This window comes from Streptomyces cyslabdanicus (assembly GCF_052663305.1).
Map to the genome: position 1 here is coordinate 1 of NZ_JBQRUW010000054.1, position 22,380 is coordinate 22,380.

Here is a 22,380-nt window from a genome sequence, read left to right on the forward strand (position 1 = left end):
CGTCGGCGGATGTCGTTGAGGCGGGTGATGAGGGGGGCGATGGTGCGGCCCTCGCGTGCGGCGGCCGCCCAGTCGCGGGGTTTGAGCTGGTACTTCTCCGAGTCGAGGTATTCCTCGCTGCCCGGTTTCAGGGCGGTGTTCTCGCACAGTTCGTAGCCGCTGTAGATGCCCCAGGAGGGGGCGAGGGTGGCGGCGAGGACGGCGCGGACCTCGAAGGCGGGACGGCCGCCGTCCTGGAGGTAGGCGTGCAGGATGTCGGGGGTGTTGGTGAAGAGGTTCGGGCGCATCCAGGCCGCCGCCTCGCCGGACAGCTCGGTCAGGTACTCGGTGAGTTCCTGCTTGGTGGTGCGCCAGGTGAAGTAGGTGTAGGACTGCTGGAAGCCGATCTGGGCCAGGGTGTGCATCATCGCGGGCCGGGTGAACGCCTCCGCCAGGAAGATCACGTCGGGGTCGGTGGCGTTGACGGCGGCGATCACGCGTTCCCAGAACATCACCGGTTTGGTGTGGGGGTTGTCGACGCGGAAGATCCGCACGCCGTGGTCCATCCAGTGCCGCAGCACGCGCAGGGTCTCGTCGATCAGGCCGTCCGGGTCGGCGTCGAAGGCCAGGGGGTAGATGTCCTGGTACTTCTTGGGCGGGTTCTCGGCGTAGGCGATGGTGCCGTCGGGGCGGTGGTGGAACCACTGGGGGTGCTTGTGCACCCAGGGGTGGTCCGGGGAGCACTGCAGGGCGAGGTCGAGGGCGACCTCCAGGCCGAGTTCGGCGGCCCGGGCGACGAAGTGGCCGAAGTCCTCCAGGGTGCCCAGGGCGGGGTGGACGGTGTCGTGGCCGCCCTCGGGGGAGCCGATGGCCCAGGGCACGCCGACGTCGTCGGGGTGGGCGTCGAGGGAGTTGTTGCGGCCCTTGCGGTAGGTGGTGCCGATGGGGTGGATCGGGGGGAGGTAGACGACGTCGAAGCCCATCGCGGCGATCGCGGGCAGGCGGCGGGCGGCGGTGCGGAAGGTGCCGTGCGGCTGCTCGGGGGTGCCCTCGGAGCGGGGGAAGAACTCGTACCAGGACCCGTACAGGGCCCGCTCGCGTTCGACGAGCAGGGCGAGTGGTTCGGAGGCGGTGACCAGGTCCCGCAGCGGGTGCCGCGCGAGGACCGCGTCCACCTCCGGTGTCAACGCCGCCGCCAGCCGGGCCGCGGCCGGCCGGTTCTCGTCCCGCAGCGCCGCCACGGCGGCCAGGACGACCTCACGGCCACCGCCGTCCCGGGGCACTGAGGCGGCGGCGCGCTCGTACAGGCGCGCGCCCTCCTCCAGGACCAGGTCGGTGTCCAGACCGGCGGGGATCTTGATCTGCGCGTGGTGCCGCCAGGTGGTGACCGGATCCGACCAGGCCTCGACCGTGTACGTCCAGTGGCCGGGGTCGCCGGCGGTCACGGTGGCGACCCAGCGGTCGGTGCCGGGGTTCTGCTCGTGCATCGGCGTCCACGGGCCGGGCCGGCCCTCCGGATCGCGCAGGACGACGTTCGCGGCCACGGCGTCGTGACCCTCGCGGAAGACGGTGGCCGAGATCTCGAACGATTCTCCGGTCACCGCCTTGGCGGGCCTGCGGCCGTGCTGGACGACCGGGCGGACGTCGAGGACGGGTATCCGGCCGACGGCCGTGGCACCCCCCGCGGAGGACCGATCCGGGGCCGGCGGGGTCTGCCGCGCGGCGCCGGGGCCGCTCTTGCTGGTTTTCCGTGGTGCTGCCGAGTGGTGCGTGGCGGGCATGACCGCTCCTGTCCGCGTCAACGAGGGTGTGGGCGGATGTGTGTGGGGAGGTGGGTCCTGCGGTGTTCTACGGGTCCTGCGAGGTTCTGCGGAGTTCTACGGGGTCCTGTCGTCGGTGTACCGGTGGAGCCTTCCCACCCTATTCGGGTGAGCAATCCGCCACTTTGTTAACTACTCGCGCGTATGTCCACACACAAGACCGGTCCCATCCGGACACGGACGCCACGGGGGTCGAACCGGTCCGTTCAGGTCGATGTCGGACGGTGTCCGAACCCAGCGGTGCCCGCACTCGGACCGGTACGGTGCTGTGTGACGGGGCGCACAGCGCAGTGCGTCCATCCAGCGAACGCGCCGAGGTGGCATGTGAAGGCGATCCGTCGGTTCACCGTCCGTCCCGTTCTCCCCGAGCCCCTGCGCCCGCTCAGCGAGCTGGCCCGCAACCTGCGCTGGTCCTGGCACGCCGAGACCCGTGACCTCTTCCAGTCCGTCGACCCCGAGCGCTGGGCCTCCTCGGGCGGCGACCCCGTACGCCTGCTCGGCAGTGTGCGTGCGGCACGGCTGACCGAGCTGGCCGGCGACCGTCGCTTCCTGCGCCGGCTGAGCGCCGCCGCCGACGACCTGCACGACTACGTGATCGGTGACCGCTGGTACCAGGCCAGGGCCGAGGGCCTGCCCGCCGCGGTCGCCTACTTCTCGCCCGAGTTCGGTATCACGGCCGCGCTGCCGCAGTACTCCGGCGGCCTCGGCATCCTCGCCGGCGACCATCTGAAGGCGGCCAGCGACCTCGGCGTGCCGCTGATCGGGGTCGGGCTGCTGTACCGGCACGGCTACTTCCGGCAGACCCTGTCCCGGGACGGCTGGCAGCAGGAGCACTACCCGGTCCTGGACCCCAACGAGCTGCCCGTCACCCTGTTGAAGGAGGCCGACGGCGCCTCGGCGCGGGTCTCGCTCGCGCTGCCCGGCGGCAAGGCCCTGCACGCCCGGATCTGGGTCGCCCAGGTCGGCCGGATTCCGCTGCTGATGCTGGACTCCGACATCGAGGAGAACGACCTCGGCGAGCGCGGGGTGACCGACCGGCTCTACGGCGGGGGCAGCGAGCACCGGCTCCTCCAGGAGATGCTGCTGGGCATAGGAGGGGTGCGGGCGGTGCGGACGTACTGCCGCCTCACCGGCCACCCCGAACCGGAGGTGTTCCACACCAACGAGGGCCACGCGGGCTTCCTCGGCCTGGAGCGCATCGCCGAGCTGTGCGACCGGGGGCTGGACTTCGACGCCGGTCTGGAGGCGGTGCGCGCGGGGACCGTCTTCACCACCCACACGCCCGTCCCGGCCGGGATCGACCGCTTCGACCGGGAACTGGTCGCCCGCCACTTCGGGCCCGACGCCGAGCTGCCCCGCATCGACGTCGAGCGGATCCTGCGGCTGGGCATGGAGACGTACCCGGGCGGCGAGCCGAACCTGTTCAACATGGCGGTGATGGGCCTGAGGCTGGCCCAGCGGGCCAACGGCGTCTCGCTGCTGCACGGGAGGGTCAGCCGGGAGATGTTCGCCGGGCTGTGGCCGGGATTCGACCCCGAGGAGGTGCCGATCACCTCGGTGACCAACGGCGTGCACGCCCCGACCTGGGTGGCCCCCGAGGTGTTCCGGCTCGGTGCCCGGCGGGTCGGCGCCCAGCGCACCGAGGACGCGCTGAGCGTGGGCGGCTCCGAGCGCTGGGACGCCGTCGCCGACATTCCCGACCAGGATGTCTGGGAGCTGCGCCGCGAACTGCGCGAGCAACTGGTGACGGAGGTGCGGGACCGGCTGCGGGCCTCCTGGCGGCAGCGCGGCGCCGGGACCGCCGAGCTGGGCTGGATCGACGGCGTCCTCGACCCGGAGGTGCTGACGATCGGCTTCGCGCGCCGGGTCCCGTCGTACAAGCGGCTGACGCTGATGCTGCGTGACCGGGACCGGCTGATGGACCTGCTGCTGCACCCCGAGCGGCCGGTGCAGATCGTGGTCGCGGGCAAGGCGCATCCGGCGGACGACGGCGGCAAACGGCTCATCCAGGAGCTGGTCCGCTTCGCCGACGACCCGCGGGTGCGCCACCGGATCGTCTTCCTGCCGGACTACGGCATGGCGATGGCGCAGAAGCTCTACCACGGCTGCGACGTCTGGCTGAACAACCCGCTGCGGCCGCTGGAGGCGTGCGGGACGTCCGGGATGAAGGCCGCGCTCAACGGCTGTCTGAACCTGTCCGTGCTGGACGGCTGGTGGGACGAGTGGTTCCAGCCGGACTTCGGCTGGGCCATCCCGACCGCGGACGGGGGTACCCCCATGCGTTCGGCCATGGGGGACGATCCTGACCACCGCGACGACGTCGAGGCCGCCGCGCTGTACGACCTGCTGGAGCAGCGGGTGGCGCCCCGCTTCTACGAGCGTGGCCGGGGCGGGCTGCCCGAGCGCTGGATCGAGATGGTCCGCCGGACCCTGTCCCTGCTCGGCCCGAAGGTGCTGGCGGGGCGCATGGTCCGCGAGTACGTGGAGCGGCTGTACGCTCCCGCCGCCCAGGCCCACCGCGCCCTCGGCCCGGACGCGGCGCGTGAGCTGGCGGCGTGGAAGGCGCGGGTGCGCGCGGCGTGGCACGAGGTGACCGTCGACCACGTGGAGACGTCGGCCAGTACGGCCACCGCCGAACTCGGTGCCACCCTCGGCCTGCGGGTGCGTGTGGGCCTCGGCGGTCTCGGCCCGGACGACGTGGAGGTGCAGGCCGTCTCCGGCCGGGTGGACGAGGAGGACCGCATCACCGACGCCACGGCCGTCCCGCTGAAGCCCGCGGGCGCCCCCGACTCCGACGGCCGCTGGGCCTACGAGGGTCCTCTGTCCCTGGACCGCACCGGCCCCTACGGCTACACGGTCCGCATCCTCCCGGCCCACCGCCTGCTCGCCTCACCCGCGGAGCTGGGCCTCCTGACCACCCCGCCGGAGAACCCCACCGAAAAGGCAGGCGTACTCCTGCGCTGACGGTCGGGGTCCGCCGCGCGCTGCCGGGCGGGGCGGGGTGCGGGGTGTGGTGTGCCGGGTCAGGGCTGCGGGATGTCGGCGCACAGCTTGCGCAGGACCGTGCCGCAGCGGCGGGCGTAGGCGTGTTGGAAACCGCGGGTGGCCGGGCCGGCCGCCCGGGCGTACCACTTGGCGGGGCGGCTGAACGCGGTGACCGTGAGCCAGACGGTGCCGTCGCCCGTGCGGTCGACCAGGAAGGCCTCCTCACCGCACTCCGGATGTCCGGGCAGGGTGCCGTAGGCCCAGCCGGCGCGGCGATGCTCCTGGGCCGTCCAGACCACCTGGCAGGGGGCCCTGACCAGGCCGGCGAGGCTGACGGTGACGTCGACGCCGGGCGCGGCCCGGTCGGCGCTCGCCTCGATGCCGACGCCGAGGGCGCGGTGCATCTCCCATGTCATCACGGCCTCGGAGGCCCGGTGGAAGACCTCCGTGCCCTCGCCTATGCGGGTGCGCACGTACAGAGGGTGGAAGCCGGGCGGGCAGTGACCCTGCTCGCGGGTCGCGCCGACCTCCTCGTAGGTGAAATGTGCCGTCGACATGCCACCCAAGCGTAGGGCGGCCCCCGGGGGCCGCCCCCGTTCAACGAGCCGGAGGTCAGGTCACGTTGACCGCGGACCAGGCGGCCGCGACCGCGTTGTACTCGGTGCTGCCGGAGCCGTACAGCGCCGACGCCGCGTTCAGGGTCGCCGTGCGGGCGGCCTTGTAGTTGGTGGTCGACGTCATGTACGTGGTCAGCGCCTTGTACCAGATCTGCAGCGCCTTGTCCCGGCCGATGCCGCTGACCGAGGAGCCGCTGTACGTCGGCGAGTTGTAGCTGACGCCGTTGATCGTCTTGGCGCCGCTGCCCTCCGAGAGGAGGTAGAAGAAGTGGTTCGCGACACCGGAGGAGTAGTGCACGTCCTTGTTGCCGACGGTGGAGGACCAGTAGTCGGCGGAGGCGCCGTCCTTGCTGGGCTTGTCCATGTAGCGCAGCGGAGTGCCGTTGCCGTTGAGGTTGAGCTGCTCCCCGATCAGGTAGTTGCCCGGGTTCTGCGCGGTGTGGGCGTAGAACTCCACACCGGTGCCGAAGATGTCGGAGGTGGCCTCGTTCAGGCCGCCGGACTCACCCGAGTAGTTGAGGCGGGCGGTGTTGGCGGTGACGCCGTGGCTCATCTCGTGGCCGGCGACGTCCAGCGAGGTCAGCGGGTGGGTGTTGCCCGAGCCGTCGCCGTAGGTCATGCAGAAGCAGCTGTCGTCCCAGAAGGCGTTGACGTAGTTGTTGCCGTAGTGGACCCGGGAGTAGGCGGCCGCGCCGTTGTTCTTGATGCCGTTGCGGCCGAAGGTGTTCTTGTAGAAGTCCCAGGTCATCTGGGCGCCGTAGGCGGCGTCCGCGGCCGCCGTCTGGTCGTTGATGGAGCTGGAGGCGGTGCCGGTGCCCCACACGTCGGTGGTGTTGGTGAACAGGGTGCCGGTGCCGGAGGTCCCCCCGGCCAGGTTGTTCGTCTTGTGACCGCCGCGGGTGGTGTCGTACAGCTGGTACGTCGACCCCGACAGGGTGGTGCTGAGGGTCACCGTGCCCGAGTACAGGGTCTTGCCGGTGCCGGTCTCGATGCCCTGGTACTCGAAGAGCTTCTTGCCGGTGGCCGCGTCGGTGATGACGTGCAGCTGGTTCGGGGTGCCGTCGTCCTGGAAGCCGCCGACGACGGTCTCGTAGGCGAGGACCGGCGTGCCGTCGCCCGCCCAGATGACCTTGCGGGGGGCCTGGTCGGCGGTGGTGTTCTCCGAGCCGGCGGCCTGGGCCAGGGTCACCGCCTGCTTCTCGGCCTTGGCCGTGGCGACCTTCGGGGTGAGCGTGGCGACCTTGATGGCCGTCTTGTTCGCTCTGGTCACGCCCTGGGTCTTGCCGGCCTTGGAGGTGTGGACGATCAGGTCGCCGCCGAGGACGGGCAGACCGGCGTAGGTGCGCTCGTAGCGGGTGTGCAGGGTGCCGTCGGCGTCCTGGACGACGTCTCGGGCGACCAGCTTCTCCTTGACGCCGAGGCCTATCTCCTGGGCGGTCCCGGAGGCGTCGGTCTGCGCCTGTTCGATCAGGGAGGTGCGGGCCGCGGCGGTCAGGTAGGTGGGGGCGGCGGCGAGGTGGGCCGCGCCGGTGGATTCGGCCGTGGTCTGGGCCGAGGCACTGGTGGTCAGACCGGTGCTGAGGAGGGCTCCGGCGGCGACAGCGGTGGCGACGGCCAGAGTGATGCGCTTGTGACGCGCGTAGCGGGGAGTCACACAAGCTCCTTATGTGGGGGTGATCCGGAAGGGCGTGGGGCTGCCGACCCGGATCGGGGGTGGGGGTGCTGTGCTCGTGCGGCGGGTGGAGGAAGAGTGGCACTGCGGACGCGTACATGTCAGCGCCCCGAAGTGATGTTGGCCGAAAAATGGATGTCCGGTAAACGGTGCGGCGTCCTGAACGGGCCTCAGCAGGCCGTGTGGGCAACGGAGCGGCGCCCGAGGTCCCGGCCTCGGGGTGGGCCGGAACAGGGGCGGTTTTCAGCCATCGGGGCGGCCGGATCGATACGGAGGCCACCGCGCCGGGAAGGCCCGATGTCGACCGAAACCCGAAGGTTGTGCGGCCTGTCGCGACCGGGCGAGGCGTGGTGGCCGCTACGAGACGGCGCCGCCGCCCCCACCCGGCGGCGTCGCGCCGTTCCCGTGCCAGGTGTGCCACAGCGCCGCGTACGCGCCGCCGGAGGCGACCAGGTCGTCGTGGGTGCCCAGTTCGGTCAGGTGGCCGTCCTCCATGACGGCCACCCGGTCGGCGTCGTGGGCGGTGTGGAGGCGGTGGGCGATGGCGATGACGGTCCGGCCCTGGAGGACGGCGGCGAGGGCCCGCTCGGTGTGGCGGGCCGTGGCCGGGTCGAGCAACGCCGTGGCCTCGTCCAGGATCAGGGTGTGCGGGTCGGCCAGCACCACGCGGGCGAGGGCGAGTTGCTGGGCCTGTGAGCCGTCGGTGCGGTGACCGGCCGCACCCAGGGCGGTGTCCAGGCCTTCCGGCAGGTCCCGCACCCAGATGTCGGCCCCCACGGCCGCCAGGGCCGACCACAATTGCTCGTCGGCGGCGGCGGGTTCGGCGATCCGCAGGTTGTCCCGGACCGTGCCGAGGAACACGTGGTGCTCCTGGGTGACCAGGACGACCTGGCGGCGCAGCCGCTCCGGTTCCAGACCGGCGACGGGCACCCCGCCCACCGTGACCGAGCCCGCGGTCGGCGCGTCGACGCCGGCCAGCAGCCTGCTCAGCGTGGTCTTGCCCGCGCCGGACGGCCCGACCACGGCGAGCCGCTCCCCGGGCCGCACCGTCAGGTCGACCCCGCGCAGCACCTCGCCGCCGCGCTCGTAGGCGTAGCGCGCCCCGGTCATGTCGATGCGGTCGTCCGCCGGTGCCGGACCGTCGCCCTCCGGCGCGGGCCCCAGGGCCCGGGCGAGCCCCTCCACCCGGGCGAAGGAGGCACCGCTGTTCTGCAGTTGCTCGACCCGCATCAGGATCTCGTCGAGCGGCTGGCTGAACTGGCGCAGATACAGCGCGGCCGCCACCACCGCGCCCAGGCTCACCGTCCCGTGCGCGTGCAGCACCCCGCCGACCAGGAGCACTCCGGCAACGGGCAGCACGTAGGACACTTCCACCACGGGGAAGAACACCGTGCGCAGGTACAGCGTGTGGAACCGGGTGCGCCGGGACGTCTCCAGCGCCTCGCGGCTGGCGGCGGTCCGCACCTTCGCCAGCCGGAACGCCTCGACCGTGCGCGAGCCCGCCGCCGTCGCCGCGAGGATTTCGGCGACCTCGGAGGTGGCCGCGCCCTCGGCGAGGTAACCGGCCCGCGCCCGGCGCAGGTACCAGCGCAGGGCGAACCAGATGGGCACCAGGCCCACGATGCCCACCGCGCCGAGCAACGGGTCGAGCACGAAGACCGCGCCGAGCACGAACAGCGCCTGCACGGTGCTGATGAGCAGCTCGGGTCCGGCATCGCGCAGGGTGGTGCCGGCGGTGGCCACGTCGGCCGTGCCGCGCGCCGTCAGGTCGCCGGTGCCGGCCCGCTCCACCACGGACGCGGGCAGCGCCAGCGCACGGTCCACGAACTCCTCGCGCACCCGGGCCAGCGTCCGCTCCCCGAACCGGTACCCCACGTACCGCGCCCAGCGCACCAGCAGAAGCTGCGCCAGCGAGCACAGCAGGATGCCGAGGGCCATCCGGTCCACGGCACCGACCCCGCCCCCGGCCCGCACCGCGTCCACGATGCGCCCGAGCAGCCACGGCCCGGCCAGCCCCGCCGCGGCCGCCGCCGCGTTCAGCGCCAGGACACCGGCGAAGGCGCGCGCGTCGGCCCGCACCAGCCGCACGGCGGCGCGACGCACCTCGGCGGGTTCGGCGACCGGAAGGTGACGGTCTGTCATCGCGCTACCTCCTCGGTCTCGTCCGCGTCCCGTGCCACCAGCGCCCGGTAGCCGGCCTCCTCCGCCAGCAGCCGCTGGTGGCTTCCGGTGGCCGTCACCTTGCCGTCGACCAGGAAGTGCACGACGTCCGCGCAGTCCAGGACGAGCGGGGAGGTGGTCGTCACCACGGTCGTACGGCCCTCGCGGGCCACCCGCAGCCGGTCCGCCACCGTCGCCTCGGTGTGCGCGTCCAGCGCGGAGGTGGGCTCCACGGCGAGCAGCACCTCCGGGTCGGCCAGCAGCGCGCGCACCAGCCGTACGCGTTGGCGCTGGCCGCCGGAGAGGTTGCGGCCCTGTGCGTCGATCGCCGAGTCGAGCCCTTCCGGCAGGCCCTGCACGATGTCGTCGGCCGCCGCCGTGCGCACGGCCCGCGCGATCTCCGCCTCGTCGATGTCGCCCGGCTCCCGGCAGCCGCCGACCAGGTGCCGCAGCGGCCCGGCGAACAGGTCCGCCTCGTGGTCGGCGACCAGGATCCGCTCGCGGACCCGCGGCAGGGCGATGCTGTCCAGGCGCACGCCGCCCCAGGTGGCCTCGGAGGGCGCGTACCGGCCCAGGCGGTCGACGACGTCGGCGGCGTCGGCGGGCCGCGCCGCGGCCAGCGCGGTCAGCCGTCCGGGCAGCACCCGCACCCCCGACTCCGGATCGTGCAACGGCGACGGCTCGGCCGGCGCGTCCGCCGTGCCGGCGTCCGGCGCGGGCTCCAGCCGCAGCAGCCGCACGACACGCCGGGCGGCGACCACGCCCCGGCTGAGCAGGTAGCTGCCCTCGATCAGGAAGGCCACCGGCCACCCGGCCAGCACCGCGACATACCCGTACACCGACACCAACTCGCCGATGCTGATGGCGCCCTGGGCGGCCATCCGGGCCGCCAGCCAGGTCACCACGGCGAGGAACAGCGTCGGCAGCCCCACTCCGAGCGCCTGGATCCAGCTGGTCACCGCCCCGACCCGATACCCCTGGGCGCGCAGCCCCTGCGAGTCCCGGCGGAAGGCGTCGGCGAACAGCGACTTGCCGCCGAGGCCGTTGAGGACGCGCAGCCCGCCCGCCAGGTCGCCGATCCGCGCGGTCAGCACGCCCTGACGCTCGCGGTACTCCGTCTCCGTGCCCTGGAGCCGCCCGAGCAGCGGCCCGACGATCACGCCGAGCAGCGGCACCCCGACCAGCACCACCACGGCCAGCGGTACCGACAGCGTGAGCAGCAGCCCCGCGACCACCAGGTAGGCGACGACCGCGCCGACGCCCGGTCCGACGACCGTCAGGGACTGGCTGATGGTCTGCACGTCGCCCACCCCGATCGTCACCACCTCCCCGGCCCCGACCTGGGCGGGCAGCGTGGCACCCAGCCGTACCGCCTGCCGGACGACCACCTTCACCGTGCGGAAGTTGGCGTCCATCCGCACCCGGGTCATCGTGCGGTGCCGCATGATGCTCAGCCAGGCGTTGAACGCGCCCACCAGGAACAGCAGCGTCGTCCACCCGGCCAGCGCGCCCATGTCGCCGGGCTCCAGACCCTCGTCGATCGCCTTGGCCATCAGATAGGGCGTCGCCGCCAGCAGCACCATCCAGATGCTGCCGTACACCGCCCCGGCGACGGACCGCCCCGGCTGCCGGGTCACCAGCCACCACAGGTAGCGCGGGCCGCTGCGGCGGTCGGCGTCGCCGGGGTCCTCGTATGCGTCGATCATCCGCGCCGGATCCCCCGTTCGCTCAAGCAAGGCTCTCCCGCCAGGCCCGGTGCAGCTCCGAGAACCGCCCGGTGCCCGCGATCAACTGCTCCGGGCTGCCGTCCTCGACGATGCGCCCGTGCTCCATCACCAGCACCCGGTCGGCGATCTCCACGGTGGACAGCCGGTGGGCGATCACCACCGCCGTACGTCCCCGCAGCACCGTGGCCATCGCCGTCTGCACCGACCGCTCGCCCGGGATGTCCAGGGAGCTGGTCGCCTCGTCGAGGATGAGCACCGCCGGATCGGCGAGCAACGCCCGTGCAAAGGAGACCAGTTGCCGCTGGCCCGCGGAGATGCGGCCGCCCCGCTTGCGTACGTCCGTGTCGTAGCCGTCGGGCAGGGCGCTGATGAAGTCGTGCGCGCCGATCGCCTTCGCCGCCTGCTCGATCTCCTCGCGGGTGGCGTCCGGGCGGCCGATCGCGATGTTCTCCGCGACCGTGCCGGAGAACAGGAAGGCCTCCTGCGTCACCATGACCACCCCGCGCCGCAGTTCGCTCACCGCGAGGTCGCGCAGGTCCACCCCGTCGAGCAGCACCCGCCCGGCGGTGGGGTCGTAGAAGCGGGCCAGCAGCTTGGCCAGGGTGGACTTGCCCGCGCCGGTGGAGCCGACCACGGCGACGGTCTGCCCGGCCGGGACGACCAGCTCGAAGCGGGGCAGCACCTCGCCGCCCGTGCGGTAGCCGAAGCCGACCCCGTCGAAGACCACCTCGCGGCCGGGCAGGTCCGTCCTCGGCGCCGGGAGCGGCCGGGGCGCCGGCGACTCGGGCACGGACGGCGTCTGCGCCAGCAAACCCGCGATCTTCTCCAGCGACGCGGCCGCCGACTCGTACGAGTTGAGGAACATGCCGAGCCGGTCGATCGGGTCGTACAGCCGGCGCAGGTACAGCACCGCCGCCGCCAGCACCCCCAGCTCCAGCGAGCCGTCCGCCACCCGGTAGGCGCCCCACAGCACGATCGCCGCGACCGCCGTGTTGGCCACCAGCCGGGAGCCGACGACATAGCGGGCCATCTCCAGCAGGGCGTCGCCGTTGGTGCGCTCGTGGCGCCGGTTCAGGACGCGGAAGGCGGCGTCGTTGGCGGCCTCGCGGCGGAACGCACGCACCGGCCGGATGCCGTTCATCGTCTCCACGAACTTCACGATCACCGCGGCGATCGCGGTCGACCGCTCCTGGAACACCCGCCCCGCGCGCCGCCGGTACGCCCGGATCAGCAGGTGCAGCGGCACGAACGACGCCACCGCCACCGCGCCGAGCCCCAGGTCCAGCCACAGCAGCATCGCCGAGATGCAGAGGAAGGACAGCACGACCGTGACGAGTTCCTGGAGCCCCTCGCTGAGCAGTTCGCGCAGCGACTCCACGTCCGTGGTGGAGCGGGAGATCAGTCGGCCCGAGGTGTAACGCTCGTGGAAGTCGACGCTGAGCGCCTGCCCCTGGCGGAAGATCCGGCCGCGCAGATCCAGCAGCACGTCCTGGTTGACCCGGGCCGAGGCGACGATGAAGGCCCACTGGAGTCCGCCGGAGGCGAGCGCGCACAGCAGATAACCGACCGCCACCGCGACCAGCGGGCCCCGGTCGTGGTCGCGGAACGCCGGTACGGCGGTGTCGATCGCGTACGCCACGAGGAGCGGGCCCGCCTGGACGGCCAGCTGCTGGAGCAGCAGCAGGAGCGTGGTGCCGGCGACCCGGGCCTTCATGGGCGCGAGCAGGGAGCGCAGCAGGGCGGCGGTGGCGCCCGGCGGGGTGGGCAGGACGTCGCGGTCGAAGGGGTCGCCGGTGTCCTCGGGGCGCGGCGGGTCCTGCTCGTCCCCGGTGGCCGGGACGGGTTTCGTGGGGGCCGTCATCGCTCGGCGTCCTCCTCGTGCGGCGAGCGTCCGCCCGACATCAGGTGGGCGTACTCGGCGTTGGTACGCAGCAGTTCGTGGTGGGTGCCCACGGCGGCGATCCGGCCGCCGGAGAGCAGGGCGACCCGGTCGGCCAGCAGGACCGTGGAGGGGCGGTGCGCCACGATCAGCGCGGTGGTGTCGGCCAGCACCTGGCGCAGGGCCGCCTCCACGGCCGCCTCGGTGTGCACGTCCAGGGCGGACAGCGGGTCGTCCAGGATCAGGAACCGGGGCCGCCCCACGACGGCGCGGGCCAGCGCGAGGCGCTGCCGCTGGCCGCCGGAAAGGCTGAGGCCCTGCTCGCCCACCTGGGTCGCGGTGCCCTGGGGGAGGGCGTGCGCGAAGCCGGCCTGGGCGACGGACAGCGCGCGGTCCAGTTCGGCGTCCCCGGCGCTGCCGTCGGCGCCCATCAGGACGTTGTCGCCGACGCTCGCCGAGAACAGGGTCGGCTCCTCGAAGGCCACCGCGACCCTGGTGCGCAACTCCTCGCGGGACAGCGCGGTGATGTCCTCGCCGTCCAGCGTGATCCGCCCCGACGTCACCTCGTGGAGGCGGGGGACGAGCGCCGTCAGGGTCGTCTTGCCGCTTCCGGTCGCACCGACCAGGGCCATCGACTCACCGGGGCGGATGTGCAGGTCGACACGGTCCAGGAGGGGCGGGGAGCCGGGCGGGGCGTCGGGGTAGCGGAAACGGACGCCGTCGAAGCGGAGCCCCGCGTGTGCCGGGTCGGGCAGCTCCGGGCCGCGCGTCGCCGGCTCCCCGGAGCCTGCCTCCTCGTCTTCCTCGTCCATCACTTCGAAGTACCGCTCGGTCGCCGTGGCCGCCTCCTGACTCATCGCCAGCAGGAAGCCGATCGACTCCACCGGCCAGCGCAGGGCGAGTGCCGTGGACAGGAAGGCGACCAGCGTCCCCGCCGAGAGACCGCCCGAGGCGACCTGCACCGCGCCCACCACCAGCGTGGCCCCGATGGCCACCTCCGGCAGGGTCATGATGACCGCCCAGATGGCCGCCAGCAGACGGGCCTTGTGCAACTCCGTGCCGCGCAGGGTCCGCGACAGGTCCCGGAACGCCCGGGCCTGACTGCGGTGCCGGCCGAACCCCTTGATGACGCGGATGCCGAGCACGCTCTCCTCGACCACCGTCGTCAGGTCCCCGACCTGGTCCTGCGCCAGCCGTGCCACGTGCGCGTACCGCTTCTCGAAGACCGCGCTGAGGGCGACCAGCGGCACGGCGGGCGCCAGCATCACCAGCCCCAGCGTCCAGTCCTGCAGCAGCATGATGGCCACGCCCACCAGGATCGTGACCCCGTTGACCAGCAGGAACGTCAACGGGAAGGCGAGGAACATGCGCACCAGCATCAGGTCCGTCGTGCCCCGGGACAGCAACTGCCCGGACGCCCACCGGTCGTGGAAGGCGACCGGCAGCCGTTGCAGACGCCCGTACAGGTCCGCCCGCATCTGAGCCTCGACGTTCGACAGCGGCCGCGCCACCAGCCACCGCCGCAGCCCGAACAGCACCGCCTCCCCGACCCCGAGCAGCAGCAGGTACAGCGCGCCGAGCCACACGCCGCGCGGATCCCGCTCGGCGATCGGCCCGTCCACCATCCACTTCAGGACGAGCGGGATCACCAGCCCCACGCAGGAGGCGACGATCGCGATGAACGCGGCGATGGACAGCCGTACGCGGACGGGCCGTACGTACGGCCACAGGCGCAGCAGGGTGCGGACGGCCGAACGGCCGGCCGGACCGGAGCGGTCGGTACGCTCCTCGGGGGTGTCAGGTGTCGTGGGCATCAGGGGCGAGCCTACGGACCGGCGCCGACATCGCCCACCGAGTTTTGGCCGGACCGGGCTCCGCCGCTGGTCCTACGACCTGCGTGTTCGACCGCGGGAACCGGCATGGGACCGGTTCGGTCGTAGGGCCGCGTCAACCGATCGGCTGATGCGGCATCGAGCGCGCCGGGCGATGTACGCGGGCGCCGTCCACCGGGATCCTGGTCGCATGTCCGTCATCGAAGTCAGCGAACTGCGCAAGTCCTACGGCGGTCGGGCCGTCGTCGACGGCGTCTCCTTCGCCGTCGAGGAGGGCGAGATCTTCGGCATCCTCGGCCCGAACGGCGCCGGCAAGACCACCACCGTCGAGTGCGTCGAGGGCCTGCGTGTCCCCGACGCGGGCCGCATCCGCGTCACCGGCCTCGACCCCGTCGCGGACCACGAACAGGTCGCCCGCGTGCTCGGTGCCCAGCTCCAGCAGAGCGAGTTGCAGGCCAAGCTCACCGTCCGCGAGGCGCTTCAGCTGTACGCGTCCTTCTACCCGGCTCCGGCCGACTGGCGGCCCCTTGCCGAACGCCTCGGCCTGGAGCAGAAGCTCACCACCCGCTTCGCCAAGCTCTCCGGCGGCCAGAAGCAGCGGCTGTTCATCGCGCTCGCCCTCATCGGCAACCCCCGGATCGTCGTGCTCGACGAGCTGACCACCGGGCTCGACCCACGCGCCCGCCGCGACACCTGGCAGCTCATCGAGGACGTCCGGGACCGCGGCGTCACCATCCTCCTGGTCACCCACTTCATGGAGGAGGCCCAGCGGTTGTGCGACCGGATCGCCGTCATCGACCGGGGACGGATCGCCGCCCTGGACACCCCGGACGGCCTGATCCGGAGCGCGGCGGGCGCCACCGTCATCAGCTTCACCCCGTCCGAGCCGCTGGACGAGGACGATCTGAACGGGCTGCCCGAACTCCACTCCGTGGCGCACAGGGACGGCCGTGTCACCCTCTCCGGGACCGACAGGACCGTCAACGCCGTCATCACGCTGCTCGCCCGCCACCACATCACCGCCCATCAACTCCGCGTCACCGACGCCACACTCGACGACGCCTACCTGGACCTGACGGAGGTCGAGGCATGAGCAACACCCTGGTCAACCCGGCCGTCCTGCGCGCCGAGATCCGCCTGTTCCGCCGTGAGCCCGGGGCGATCTTCTGGATCCTGCTGTTCCCCGTCCTGCTGCTGGTGATCCTGGGCTCCATCCCGTCCTTCCGCCACGCCGACGAGTCCTTCGGGGGCCTGCGCCCCATCGACGCCTACGCGCCGATCGCGGTGCTGCTCGGGCTGATCGTCAGCGGCGTGCAGGGCCTGCCGCAGGTCCTCACCGGCTATCGCGAACGCGGCATCCTGCGCCGGATGTCGACCACCCCGGTCCGGCCCGCCGCCCTGCTGTCCACGTACATGGTGGTGTTCGGCGGCGCGGCCCTGGCCTCGGCGCTGCTCGCGCTCACCGTCGGCCGGCTCGCCTTCGACGTGGCCCTGCCGAGGCAGCCCTTCGGCTACCTCCTCGCCCTGCTGCTGGCCGTGTCCGCCTCGCTCGCCCTGGGCTCGGTGGTCTCCGCGCTGTCCCGCACCACGAGGATCGCGGGCGCGATCGGGTCCGCGGCGCTCTTCCCGATGATGTTCTGCGCGGGCCTGTGGCTGCCCGTGCAGGCCATGCCGGACCTGCTCGCCCGGATCGTCGGCTACACCCCGTTCGGCGCCGCCGCGCAGGCCCTGAACCAGGCCGCGGCGGGCCACTGGCCGGGCTGGTCCCACCTGGGGGTGACGGCGGGGTGGGCGGTGCTGCTGACCGCGGCGGCCTCACGCTGGTTCCGCTGGGAGTGAGCAAAGACGTGCGCTGCTCCCGTCACCACACCGAGGGGATGGACGTCATCGAGGTGGTCGAACAGCGGTGGGCGATGTTCCACCGCTGGGGGCCGGTCGCGCTGCTGACCGTCGCCACCCTGGTCGCCTCGGCGTCGGCCGACGTGGTCGGCACGACCGGCGGCAAGCGGTACGCGGCCGCCGGCCTGGTCGTCGCGGCGTACGTCCTGGAGACGTGGTGGATGCGGGCCTCGCGCCGCGGCCCCGCCCCGTCCCGGGCGAGCGCCGGCTACTACGTCCTGCGCTGGGCGCTCGCCTTCACCCTGACCTGGCTGAACACGTTCTTCGCCTTCTACGCCATCATCGGCTACTTCTACGTCGACCGGCTGCTGCCGCAACGGCTGCGCAAGGCCGGCCTGTTCGCCTCCGCCGTGACGGTCGCCGGCTCCCAGGCGGGCGGGCTGCCCCCGCACGACCACGTGGCCTGGGCCATGTTCGGGGCGATCCTCGCGGTGAACGTCATGCTGCTGGCGCTGTTCGCCCACCTCGCCGGCCTCGAGGACGCCCGGGCCCGCGTCCAGGCCGAGACCATCGCCGAACTGGGGCGCACCAACGTGGCGTTGCAGCAGGCCCTCGACGAGAACGCCGCCCTGCACGCGCAACTCCTCGTGCAGGCCCGCGAGGCCGGGGTCGCCGACGAGCGCCGGCGGCTGGCCGCCGAGATCCACGACACCCTCGCCCAGGGCCTGACCGGCATCATCGCCCAGCTCCACGTCGTCGCCGGCACACCGGACGGGACCGTGGCCCGCGAGCACGTCGACCGCGCCCTCGGCCTCGCCCGGCACAGCCTGGGCGAGGCCCGCCGCTCCGTGCACAACCTCGCCCCCGTGGCCCTCGACGGCAACGGCCTGCCCGAGGCGCTCAAGCGGACGGTCGCCGAGTGGGGCGAACGCACCGGTGCCCGGGCCGACTTCACCGTCACCGGCACCGCCGAGCACCTGCACGACGAGGTCGCGGCCACCCTGCTGCGGATCACCGAGGAGGCCCTGTCCAACGCCGCCCGGCACGCCGGTGCCTTCCGTGTCGGCGTCACCCTGTCCTTCATGGGCGACGAGGTCGTGCTCGACATCCGCGACGACGGCCACGGCTTCGACCCGCTCGATGTCCCCGCCCGCACCCGCGCCGGCGGCTTCGGCCTGGACGGCATGCGCGCCCGCGCCCAACGCATCGCCGGCACCCTCACGGTCGAGTCCGAGCCCGGGCACGGCACGGCCGTCTCGGCTCGCGTACCGTTGGTGCGCCATGACCGATGACGCCGTGATCTCCCTGCTGATCGTCGACGACCATCCCGTCGTACGCGACGGCCTGCGCGGCATGTTCGAGTCCGCGCCCGGATTCACCGTCCTCGGCGAGGCGCCGAACGGCGTCGAGGCGGTCCGTATGGCCGCCGCGCTCGACCCGGACGTGATCCTGATGGACCTGCGCATGCCGGGCGGCTCCGGCGTGGACGCCATCCGCGAGCTGACCCGCCGCCGCGCCCGCGCCAAGGTGCTCGTGCTGACCACGTACGACACCGACTCCGACACCCTGCCCGCGATCGAGGCGGGCGCGACGGGCTACCTGCTCAAGGACGCCCCGCGCGAGGAGCTGTTCACCGCCGTCCGCGCCGCCGCGGAGGGCCGTACGGTCCTCTCTCCGGCGGTGGCCTCCCGGCTGGTCTCCGCCGTCCGCGCGCCCGCGCCCGGCAACGAGCCGCTCTCGGCCCGCGAGCGCGAGGTGCTGGCCCTGGTCGCCAGGGGGACCTCCAACCGGGAGATCGCCCGCGAGCTGTTCATCAGCGAGGCCACCGTGAAGACCCACCTCACCCACCTGTACGCCAAGCTCGGCGTCAAGGACCGGGCGGCGGCGGTCGCGGTCGCCTACGACCGGGGCATCCTCGGCTGAGGTCCGTCTACTCCACGACCTCGAGCAGCAGCACGGACCTCGCCGGCACGGTGATCGTGGCGCCCGAGACGTGCGCCGTGCCCGGCGGCCGGGCCTGCTCCTCCCGCGAGGTGTCCACGACCACCTCGTACCGCCGCGCCCACGGCGGCCCCGGCAGGACGAAGCCCACCGGGCGGTCCCCGGCGTGCAGCACCGCCAGGAAGCTGTCGTCGACGATCGGGTCTCCGCGCTCGTCGCGGCCCGGGATGTCGCGGCCGGACAGGTACATCCCCAGGGTGGCCGCGGGCGCGTACCAGTCCCGCTCCGTCATCTCCGTGCCGCGCGCGGTGAACCAGGCCAGGTCCCGCAGGCCGTCCGCCGAGTGCGCGCGGCCCGAGAAGAACGCGCGGCGGCGCAGCACCGGATGCCGGTGGCGGAGCGCGATCAGACGGGCGGTCAGCCGGCACAGCTCCCGCCAGCCGGGGTCCTCGAGCAGGCTCCAGTCCAGCCAGCCGGTCTCGTTGTCCTGGCAGTAGGCGTTGTTGTTGCCGCCCTGGGTGCGCCCCAGTTCGTCGCCCGCGACCAGCATCGGCACACCCGTCGACAGCAGCAGGGTGGTCACGAGGTTGCGCAGTTGCCTGCGCCGCAGCGCCCGCACCCGCTCGTCGTCGGTCTCGCCCTCGACGCCGCAGTTCCAGGAGCGGTTGTCGTCCGTGCCGTCCCGGTTGTCCTCGCCGTTGGCCTCGTTGTGCTTGCGCTCGTAGGACACCAGGTCGCGCAGGGTGAAACCGTCGTGCGACGTGACGAAGTTGACGGAGGCGTAGGGGCGTCGGCCGCCCCAGGCGTACAGGTCGCTGGAGCCGGACAGCCGGTAGCCCATCTCCCGCACGTCCGGCAGCGCGTGCCGCCAGAAGTCCCGCACCGTGTCGCGGTAGCGGTCGTTCCACTCCGTCCACAGCGGGGGGAAGGCACCCACCTGGTAGCCGCCCGAGCCGACGTCCCACGGCTCGGCGATCAGCTTGACCCGGCGCAGCACCGGGTCCTGGGCGATCACCGCGAGGAACGGCGAGAGCATGTCGACGTCGTGCATGGCGCGGGCCAGCGCGGCGGCGAGGTCGAAGCGGAAGCCGTCCACGCCCATCTCCGTCACCCAGTACCGCAGCGAGTCGGTGATCAGGCGCAGCACGTTCGGCTGGACCACGTGCAGGGTGTTGCCGCAGCCGGTGTAGTCCGCGTACCTGCGGGCGTCCGTCTGGAGGCGGTAGTAGCGCTGGTTGTCGACGCCCTTCAGGGACAGGGTCGGGCCGTACTCGCCGGCCTCCGCCGTGTGGTTGTAGACCACGTCGAGGATCACCTCGATCCCGGCCGCGTGCAGCGCGCGCACCATCCGCTTGAACTCGCCCACCTGCGGGCCCGCGGTGCCGGAGGAGGCGTAGCCGGCGTGCGGGGCGAAGTAGCCGATCGAGTTGTAGCCCCAGTGGTTGCGCAGGCCGCGGCGCAGCAGGTGGTCCTCGTGCGCGAACTGGTGCACCGGCAGCAGTTCCACCGCGGTCACGCCCAGCCTCACCAGGTGCTCGATCGCCGCCGGGTGGGCGAGACCGGCGTACGTCCCCCGCAACTCCTCGGGGATCCCCGGGTGCAGCCTGGTGAAGCCGCGCACATGCAGCTCGTAGATCACCGAGTCCGCCCACGGCGTACCGGGGCGGCGGTCGTCGGACCAGTCGTCGTCGTCGTGGACCACGACGCCCTTGGGCACGTACGGCGCCGAGTCCCGCTCGTCGCGCACGGTGTCCGCGACCTGCTGGTCCGGCCAGTCGCGGACGTGCCCGTAGACCTCGGGCGGCAGCCGGCTGTAATCATTTCCCTTGCCACCGTCCACCGCGCGCGCGTACGGGTCGAGCAGCAGCTTCGCCGGGTTCCAGCGGGCGCCCGTCCACGGGTCCCAGCGGCCGTGCACCCGGTAGCCGTAGCGCTGCCCCGGCAGGACTCCGGGCACGAAACCGTGCCAGGTCTCGTGGGTCAGCTCGGTCAGCGGGACCCTCGTCTCCTCCGCGTCCGGGCCCGGACCGTCGAACAGGCACAGTTCGACCGCCTCCGCCCCGCCCGCCCACAGCGCGAAGCCGGTGCCCGACGTCCCGTCAGGGCCGGCCCGGAAACGGGCGCCCAGCGGCGTCGGGGCTCCCGGCCACACGGGCACGCCGGGGCGCGGCGCGGCCCGGTCCGCGCCGTTCACGGCGGCGGGCGGGCGCCCCTCCTCGGTGGCGTGCCCGCCCGCCACCGCCTCCTGCTCGGCTGCGCTGGACACCAGGGCGGCCCCTCTTGTTCGGCTGTGCGGCTCTGTGCGGCTCTTCCGGCTCGTGTCCGCCTCCGGCCCGCCCCCCTGCGGCTGACCCCCGGTCGCGGCTCCCCGTCGCGCGGTCCTCCCCACTGTTCTGCCCAGAGCTTGCCTCGCACTCACGTTTCCCGGACGCGGTCGGACGACCGGGTGGGGGCGGAGCCGAGGGGTGAGGGGCGTTTGCGGGGAGCCGTCGAACTTGGGACGGAACAGTGACAATCGCCTGACAGCTTGCTCCTGACCTTGTGGTTACTATGCGCCAGAGCGCGTACGGCGCGCTGGGGCGCGGGTCTGTTCCGGCCCGGGGAGGGGAGAACAAGGTGAACGTGCGGCCGATTTCGGGGGCATCGGTGGGTGCGCGGAAACGACGGGGGAGCAAGGGGCTGCTGACGCTGGCCACCGGGGTGCTGCTCCTCGCCGTCACCGCGTGCGGCGGAGGCGGCGCCCACGACCCGTCGTCCCGTGGGGGGAAGGACAAGGACGTCGACACGGTGCGCAGTGAGCAGTCGCAGGCGGTCGTGACCATCGCGCCCGAGAACGGCGCGAAGGCCGTCGACACGAGCGGCGCCCTCAAGGTCGGTGCGAGCAAGGGCAAGCTCACCCAGGTCGTCGTCAAGGACGCCAAGGGCACCGCGATATCCGGGCAGATAGCCGCCGACGGTTCCTCGTGGACCCCGGACATCCACCTGGCCGCCTCCACCAAGTACACGGTGCACGCCGTCGCCAAGGACGCCGCGGGCCGTGAGGCGGCCGAGGACTCCGGCTTCACCACCCTGACGCCGCAGAACACCTTCGTCGGCTACTTCACGCCCGAGGACGGCTCCACCGTGGGCGTCGGAATGCCGTTCTCCCTCCGCTTCACCCGGGGCATCACGGCCCCGAAGGCCGTCGAGAAGGCGATCGAGATCACGACCGAGCCGGCCGTCGAGGTCGCCGGCCACTGGTTCGGCAACGACCGCCTCGACTTCCGGCCCGAGCACTACTGGAAGGCCGGCACCAAGGTCACCGTCAAGCTCAACTTCGACGGTGTCGAGGGCCGCCCCGGCGTCTACGGCAAGCAGACCAAGACGGTCTCCTTCACCATCGGCCGCAACCAGGTCTCCGTGGTCGACGCCAAGAAGCACACCATGAAGGTCATGCGGGAGGGCAAGGTCGTCAGGACCATCCCCATCACCGCGGGAGCGCCGGGCACCGCCACCTGGAACGGACAGATGGTCATCACCGAGAAGCTCACGGTCACCCGGATGAACGGTGAGACGGTCGGCTTCGGCGGCGAGTACGACATCAAGGACGTCCCGCACGCCATGCGCCTGACCAACTCCGGCACCTTCATCCACGGCAACTACTGGGGCGGCGGCGCCTTCGGCAACTACAACGCCAGCCACGGCTGCGTCGGCCTGCGCGACGTGCGCGGCGGCTACGACAGCGGGGTGCCGGCCGCCTGGTTCTTCAACCGCTCGATCATCGGCGACGTGGTCGTCGTGAAGAACTCCCAGGACCGTACCGTCGCCCCGGACAACGGGATGAACGGATGGAACATGTCCTGGGACGAGTGGAAGGCCTGACCGTCCCCGACGGCAGCAGGGCAGCACGACGGCACCGCCCGGTGTGAGGGACCGCACCGGGCGGTTCG

General features: G+C 72.7%; 14 protein-coding genes. 6 read left to right on the plus strand and 8 right to left on the minus strand.

Annotation, left to right across the window (positions count from 1 at the left end; all coding sequences use genetic code 11):
- A partial coding sequence (locus ACTYVM_RS29460; protein ID WP_445528879.1) for an alpha-1,4-glucan--maltose-1-phosphate maltosyltransferase occupies window positions 1-1,760 on the minus strand: 1,760 nt, incomplete at its 3' end.
- 363 nt (window positions 1,761-2,123) lie between these two features.
- On the opposite strand from ACTYVM_RS29460, the gene ACTYVM_RS29465 reads away from it, so the two are divergent.
- Window positions 2,124-4,763 carry a glycosyltransferase family 1 protein gene (locus ACTYVM_RS29465; RefSeq protein WP_445528880.1) on the plus strand — a complete coding sequence of 880 codons (2,640 nt, stop codon included), beginning with the start codon at window positions 2,124-2,126 and terminating at the stop codon, window positions 4,761-4,763.
- 59 nt (window positions 4,764-4,822) lie between these two features.
- On the opposite strand, the gene ACTYVM_RS29470 is transcribed toward ACTYVM_RS29465, so the two are convergent.
- The 6 genes from ACTYVM_RS29470 to ACTYVM_RS29495 form a co-directional block, all read right to left on the minus strand.
- Complete coding sequence (locus ACTYVM_RS29470; protein ID WP_445528881.1) at window positions 4,823-5,341, minus strand: DUF1990 domain-containing protein; 519 nt, start codon at window positions 5,339-5,341, stop codon at window positions 4,823-4,825.
- 55 nt (window positions 5,342-5,396) lie between these two features.
- Window positions 5,397-7,055, minus strand: coding sequence for a M4 family metallopeptidase (locus ACTYVM_RS29475; protein WP_445528882.1), 1,659 nt, complete (start codon window positions 7,053-7,055; stop codon window positions 5,397-5,399).
- Between the two features lie 375 nt (window positions 7,056-7,430).
- A complete protein-coding gene (locus tag ACTYVM_RS29480) occupies window positions 7,431-9,215 on the minus strand; it encodes an ABC transporter ATP-binding protein (protein WP_445528883.1) in 1,785 nt (594 codons plus the stop codon).
- A complete protein-coding gene (locus ACTYVM_RS29485; RefSeq protein WP_445528884.1) occupies window positions 9,212-10,939 on the minus strand; it encodes an ABC transporter transmembrane domain-containing protein in 1,728 nt (575 codons plus the stop codon). Before ACTYVM_RS29485 ends, ACTYVM_RS29480 begins: the two co-directional genes overlap by 4 nt.
- Window positions 10,940-10,961: 22 nt before the next feature.
- Window positions 10,962-12,821, minus strand: coding sequence for an ABC transporter ATP-binding protein (locus tag ACTYVM_RS29490; protein WP_445528885.1), 1,860 nt, complete (start codon window positions 12,819-12,821; stop codon window positions 10,962-10,964).
- Complete coding sequence (locus ACTYVM_RS29495; RefSeq protein WP_445528886.1) at window positions 12,818-14,653, minus strand: ABC transporter ATP-binding protein; 1,836 nt, start codon at window positions 14,651-14,653, stop codon at window positions 12,818-12,820. The genes ACTYVM_RS29490 and ACTYVM_RS29495 overlap by 4 nt, the downstream gene beginning before the upstream one ends.
- A gap of 208 nt (window positions 14,654-14,861) precedes the next feature.
- Between ACTYVM_RS29495 and ACTYVM_RS29500 the strand changes: the two genes are divergently transcribed.
- From ACTYVM_RS29500 to ACTYVM_RS29515, 4 genes are read left to right on the plus strand one after another with little or no spacing between them, the layout of a single operon-like run.
- The gene (locus ACTYVM_RS29500) at window positions 14,862-15,764 is read left to right on the plus strand and encodes an ABC transporter ATP-binding protein (RefSeq protein ID WP_445528887.1); all 903 of its coding nucleotides are present in this window, start codon (window positions 14,862-14,864) and stop codon (window positions 15,762-15,764) included.
- Complete coding sequence (locus ACTYVM_RS29505; RefSeq protein ID WP_445528888.1) at window positions 15,761-16,510, plus strand: ABC transporter permease; 750 nt, start codon at window positions 15,761-15,763, stop codon at window positions 16,508-16,510. The genes ACTYVM_RS29500 and ACTYVM_RS29505 overlap by 4 nt, the downstream gene beginning before the upstream one ends.
- A gap of 38 nt (window positions 16,511-16,548) precedes the next feature.
- Window positions 16,549-17,802, plus strand: coding sequence for a sensor histidine kinase (locus ACTYVM_RS29510; RefSeq protein ID WP_445528959.1), 1,254 nt, complete (start codon window positions 16,549-16,551; stop codon window positions 17,800-17,802).
- Window positions 17,792-18,433 carry a response regulator gene (locus tag ACTYVM_RS29515; RefSeq protein WP_400037572.1) on the plus strand — a complete coding sequence of 214 codons (642 nt, stop codon included), beginning with the start codon at window positions 17,792-17,794 and terminating at the stop codon, window positions 18,431-18,433. The genes ACTYVM_RS29510 and ACTYVM_RS29515 overlap by 11 nt, the downstream gene beginning before the upstream one ends.
- Before the next feature lie 7 nt (window positions 18,434-18,440).
- Here the strand turns inward: ACTYVM_RS29515 and glgX are convergent, their stop codons facing one another.
- Entirely contained in the window at window positions 18,441-20,717 is a 2,277-nt protein-coding gene (gene glgX / locus ACTYVM_RS29520) for a glycogen debranching protein GlgX (RefSeq protein ID WP_445528889.1), read from the minus strand.
- Between the two features lie 350 nt (window positions 20,718-21,067).
- Between glgX and ACTYVM_RS29525 the strand changes: the two genes are divergently transcribed.
- Window positions 21,068-22,312 carry a L,D-transpeptidase gene (locus tag ACTYVM_RS29525; RefSeq protein WP_445528890.1) on the plus strand — a complete coding sequence of 415 codons (1,245 nt, stop codon included), beginning with the start codon at window positions 21,068-21,070 and terminating at the stop codon, window positions 22,310-22,312.
- Window positions 22,313-22,380: the final 68 nt, after the last annotated feature.